The organism is Streptomyces sp. WAC06614, from assembly GCF_003949795.1.
In the GTDB taxonomy this organism is placed as follows: Bacteria; Actinomycetota; Actinomycetes; order Streptomycetales; family Streptomycetaceae; genus Streptomyces.
The window spans coordinates 1-4,661 of the sequence record NZ_RPRY01000444.1; the positions used below are offsets into that span (position 1 = coordinate 1).

A 4,661-nucleotide genomic window follows, 5' to 3' on the forward strand; every position below is an offset into this window, starting at 1 on the left:
GCACGACCCGCGCCCCCCACGCCACCACCCTGCCGACCGAGGCCCCGCCGCCGGGCCCGGCGCCCGACGAGGGCGGCGCTTTCGCCGGCGCGGGCGGACACGGCCCCGGTGCCGGGCCCGCGCACGGGCTCGCCGGGGCCTCCGGTCCGGCCGAGGGTGCGCCGTACGGCCTGGACGGTGCCGCGCGCGGCGGGATGTCGGCGCCCGCCACCCATGTGGCCGGGGCGCACCTGCCGGGCCCACGGCATGCGCCCGAGCCGGCGGTACGGGTCGCGGCCGCGGCCGCGCAGCAGTTCCCGGCGGGGACGGGCGCAGCCGCCGGCCGGGCATCCGGCGCGCCGGTCCCGAGCCCGCCGGCTCCGGCGGCGGGGCCGGCCGGCCGGCCGACGGCCGCGGGCGCAGCCGTCCCGGCCCCGGTCCCGGGCGCAGCCGTCCCGGCCGTGGCTGCCGGGGTCGGGCAGGGGCCCGGGAGCGACGGGGTGGTCGTGGGGCTCGGGGTGTTGGACGTCCGGGGGACGGCCTTGGCGTTGCCCGTGCCGCTCGTCGATCCGGGCGACCCCAACGCCGCCTTCCTGGCGGGCCTGTCCGCCTCCGCGCCGGGCGACCTGCTCAGTGCGCTCCCGGCCGCCCCCGCCGACACCCCCGAGCTGCGGCTGCGCGAGGTGCGGGCCCGGCTGGAGCTCGGCGAGCCCGAGCCGGCCCTGGCGGCGCTGGCCGGGCTGGAGGCCCGTGACCCGGACGACTGGCGGGTCGTCTGGGCCCGGGGCATCGCCTCCCTCGCCACGGGCGACGACGAGACCGCGGCGCTCTCCTTCGACGCGGTCTACGACGCCTTCCCCGGTGAGCCCGCGCCCAAGCTGGCCCTGGCCCTGTGCGCCGAGATCCTCGGCCAGTTGGACAACGCCGCCGAGTACTACGGCCTCGTGTGGACCACCGACCCCGGCTTCGTCAGCGCCGCGTTCGGCCTGGCCCGGGTCCAACTGGCCACCGGCGACCGGGCCGGAGCCGTCCGCACGCTGGAGTCCGTACCGGAGTCCTCGATCCACTGCACGGCCGCCCGGGTGGCAGCCGTACGCGCACGCCTGCGCGAGCGGTCACCGCAGGAGGCCCTGCTGCCCGATCTGACGGCGGCCGCCGCGCAGGTGGCGGCCCTGGAACGGTTCGGGCTGGACGCCGAGCGCCACGAGCGGTTGCGCACGGAAGTTCTGGGCACGGCCCTGGACTGGGTACTGTCGGGTAGCCGGGGTGCCGACCCCGGCCGGACCTCGCTGCTCGGCAGTCAACTGGACGAGCGGGGCCTGCGCTTCGGCCTGGAGCGCTCGTACCGCGTGCTGGCCCGGCTGGCCCAGCGGGGCGAGGAAAGGATCGAACTGGTGGAACGGGCAAACCGTTTCCGTCCCCGGACGTGGGTGTGAGAGATGTCGATGCATCGGCCGTCGGGCTGCCCCAGTTGCGCCGAGCCCCTGGAGGAGGGTGACCGTTTCTGCGGTGTCTGCGGGTACGACGTCTCCGTGCCACCGCCGTCCGCGACGGCCCCCACGGACACGACGGCCCCGACGGCCCCGACGGCCCCGACGGCCCCTGCGGCCGGCCCCGACCGGCCGACGCTCCCGCTGCACAGCCCGCCGGACCAGGCCCGCGACACCACCTTCGGCTTCGGCTTCGCCGCCGCCCCGCCGGCCACCGCGGGCGGGGCCACGCCGACAGCGCCCGGCACGCCCGCCGCACCCGGCGCACCCGGCGCACCCGGCGCGGCCGGCCGACCGACCCGCTACGACACCCCCGCCCCCGCGGCGGCCGTGGCGCACGACCCGGAGCCCGACGACCCGCGCAGCGGCCCCGTCCCGCCGGCCCCGGAACAGCCCGCCGCGGACGCGCCCGGCACGGGCGCCCCCGCGGGGGACGGCCCCGCCGGGGACACGGCGGCGCCCGGCGGCACCGGCAAGGTGTGCGTGGCCTGCCGCGCGGGCCGGGTGGACACCGACGGCTACTGCGAGCACTGCGGCCACGCCCAGCCCCGCGAACGCGACCACCTGGAGGAGGAGCTCGGCAGTGTGGCCGCGGTCAGCGACCGCGGGCTGCGCCACCACCGCAACGAGGACTCCTTCGCCGTGGCCGCGACCGCGCTCGCCGACGGTTCCACCGCCACGGTGGCCATCGTCTGCGACGGCGTGTCCTCGGCCAGCCGCCCCGACGACGCCTCCGCCGCCGCCGCGGCCACCGCCAACGAGTTCCTGCTCGACGCCCTCCCCCGCGGCACCCACCCGCAGGAGGCCATGCACGAGGCGATCCTGGCCGCCGCCCAGGCCGTCAACGCCCTGGCCCCGGAGGTCCCCGGCGCCCAGAACGCCCCCGCCTGCACCCTGGTCGGCGCGGTGGTCAGCGGGGGCCTGCTGACCATCGGCTGGGTCGGCGACAGCCGCGCGTACTGGGTGCCCGACGACCGGGCCGCGCTGCCGCGCCGGCTCACCGAGGACGACTCCTGGGCCGCCCAGATGGTCGCCGCGGGCCTGATGGGCGAGGCCGAGGCGTACGCCGACGTGCGCGCGCACGCCATCACCGGCTGGCTGGGCGCGGACGCGTACGAGCTCGAACCGCACACCAGAACCTTCCGGCCCGACCACCCGGGTGTCGTGGTGGTCTGCACGGACGGCCTGTGGAACTATGCCGAGTCCGCACAGGAGATGGCCCACGTCCTGCCGGCCGACGCCGCCGAACACCCGCTGCACAGCGCCCAGGTGCTGGTCGGCCACGCCCTCGACGGCGGTGGCCACGACAACGTGACCGTGGCCGTCGTCCCCTTCGCCGTTCCCCCGGGCCCCGACGCGTAAGGAGTCGCGCCGATGGCGAACTTCGCCAAGCCGAGTGCCCCGCGCTTCACCGTGGAGGTGTACCAGAACGCGTTCCTGCCGGCCGGCGGCCGGGACGTCCACGCCATCGTCAACGTCACCGCCACGGGCGGCGCGACCGCCCGCACGCCGGCCCCGGGCGGAGCCGCCGTCGTGATCATGGTGGACTGCTCGGGCTCCATGGACCATCCGCCCGCCAAGCTGCGCGGGGCCGTCGAGGCCACGGCCGCGGCGGTCGACACCCTGCGCGACGGCACCGGCTTCGCGATCGTCGCCGGCACCCACCAGGCCCGGGAGGTCTACCCGGGCGCCGGTCGGCTCGCGGTGGCGGACGCCACCACCCGGGCCGAGGCCAAGGAAGCCCTCGCCCGGCTGACCGCCGGCGGCGGCACCGCGATCGGCACCTGGCTGGGCCTGGCCGACGCGCTGCTGCGCCGGTCCCCGGCGGCCGTGCGGCACGGCATCCTGCTGACCGACGGCCGCAACGAGCACGAGGAGCCCGCCGCGCTGCGCGCCCGGCTGGAGGCCTGCGCGGGCCGGTTCACCTGCGACGCCCGCGGGGTCGGCACCGACTGGGAGGTCGCGGAGGTCACCGGGATCGCCCGGGCCCTGCTCGGCACGGCCGACATCGTCGCCGACCCGGCGCACCTGACCGAGGACTTCACCCGCCTGATGGAGCACGTCATGGGCAAGGAGGTCGCGGACGTGTCCCTGCGCCTGTGGACCCCGGTCGGGGCGGAGGTCCGGTACGTCAAGCAGGTCGCCCCGAGCGTGGAGGACCTCACCGGGCGGCGCACGGAGGCCGGCCCGCGGGCCGGTGACTACCCGACGGGTTCCTGGGGCGACGAGTCCCGCGAGTACCACGTGTGCGTACGGGTCCCCGAGGGCGGGCGGGTCGGCCAGGAGATGCTGGCCGCCCGTGCCTCCCTGGTGCTGCCCGGCCCGGCCGGGTCCCCGCCCGAGGTGCTCTGCCACGGTCTGGTCCGCGCGGTGTGGACCGACGACCTCGCCGCCTCGACCGCGATCGACACCCAGGTGGCCCACTACACCGGCCAGGCCGAGCTCGCCCGGGTGATCCAGCAGGGCCTGCGGGCCCGCCGGCTGGGCGACGCGCGGGACGCCACCGCCAAGCTGGGCCGGGCCGTGCAGCTCGCCGACGCCTCCGGCAACGAGGACACCGCGAAACTCCTCGCCAAGGTGGTGGACGTGGTGGACGCCGTGGCGGGTACTGTGCGGCTGAAGGCGCAGGTCGCCGACGCCGACGAGATGGCTCTCGACACGCGTTCGACCCGTACCGTCCGAGTGAAGCGAACCTGACGTGACCACGCAGGAAGAAGGGGGAAGGGCCGCCATGCCGACCTGTCCGAACGGCCACACATCGGCCTCCGGCGACTGGTGCGAGGTCTGCGGCCACCGCATGACCCCCGGCCGCGCCTACGACTTCCCCTCCGCCGGCGGCGAGCCGACCGCCCAGGCCGAGCTCTGCCCGGAGTGCCGGACGCCGCGCGAGGCGATGGCGCCGTTCTGCGAGGAGTGCCGGTACAACTTCCTGACCCGGACCGCGACCTCCTACGAGGGCCGGGAGTCCTGGTAGCCGAACGGGTCCGCCTCCGGCGGGAAGCCCGGCCCTCGCGGGTCAACCGGCCGGCCGAGCCGCTGACCGCCGAGGGCGAGGACGACTGGCTGCTCCCGCCGCCGACACCCCCGGCTCCTCCGGCTCCGGCCCCGACGCCTGCCGTGCCCCCGGTCGCGGCTCCGGTGGCCGCCCCGGCCGCGGCGGACCGTGATGGTGGTCCAGGCACCCACGTGGAC

At 77.6% G+C, this 4,661-nt stretch carries 3 protein-coding genes and 1 pseudogene; all 4 read left to right on the top strand.

Features of this window, described 5'->3' with window-relative positions; translation table 11 throughout:
• Window positions 1–1,415: tetratricopeptide repeat protein (locus EF918_RS38745; protein WP_260610891.1), on the top strand; the 1,415-nt coding region annotated here is incomplete at its 5' end.
• A 3-nt stretch (window positions 1,416–1,418) separates the two neighbouring features.
• The gene (locus EF918_RS32780; RefSeq protein ID WP_125652544.1) at window positions 1,419–2,831 is read left to right on the top strand and encodes a protein phosphatase 2C domain-containing protein; all 1,413 of its coding nucleotides are present in this window, start codon (window positions 1,419–1,421) and stop codon (window positions 2,829–2,831) included.
• A 12-nt stretch (window positions 2,832–2,843) separates the two neighbouring features.
• Window positions 2,844–4,166 carry a VWA domain-containing protein gene (locus tag EF918_RS32785; RefSeq protein WP_125652545.1) on the top strand — a complete coding sequence of 441 codons (1,323 nt, stop codon included), beginning with the start codon at window positions 2,844–2,846 and terminating at the stop codon, window positions 4,164–4,166.
• A 100-nt stretch (window positions 4,167–4,266) separates the two neighbouring features.
• Window positions 4,267–4,422 (top strand): annotated as a pseudogene (locus EF918_RS32790) (forkhead-associated protein); the annotation flags it as partial.
• Window positions 4,423–4,661 lie beyond the last annotated feature (239 nt).

What these genes read in the sequence shown, in the direction of transcription:
- EF918_RS32780 (WP_125652544.1), top strand. Translation starts at nt 1,419, where the DNA reads ATGTCGATGCATCGGCCGTCGGGCTGCCCCAGTTGCGCCGAGCCCCTG.
- EF918_RS32785 (WP_125652545.1), top strand. Translation starts at nt 2,844, where the DNA reads ATGGCGAACTTCGCCAAGCCGAGTGCCCCGCGCTTCACCGTGGAGGTG.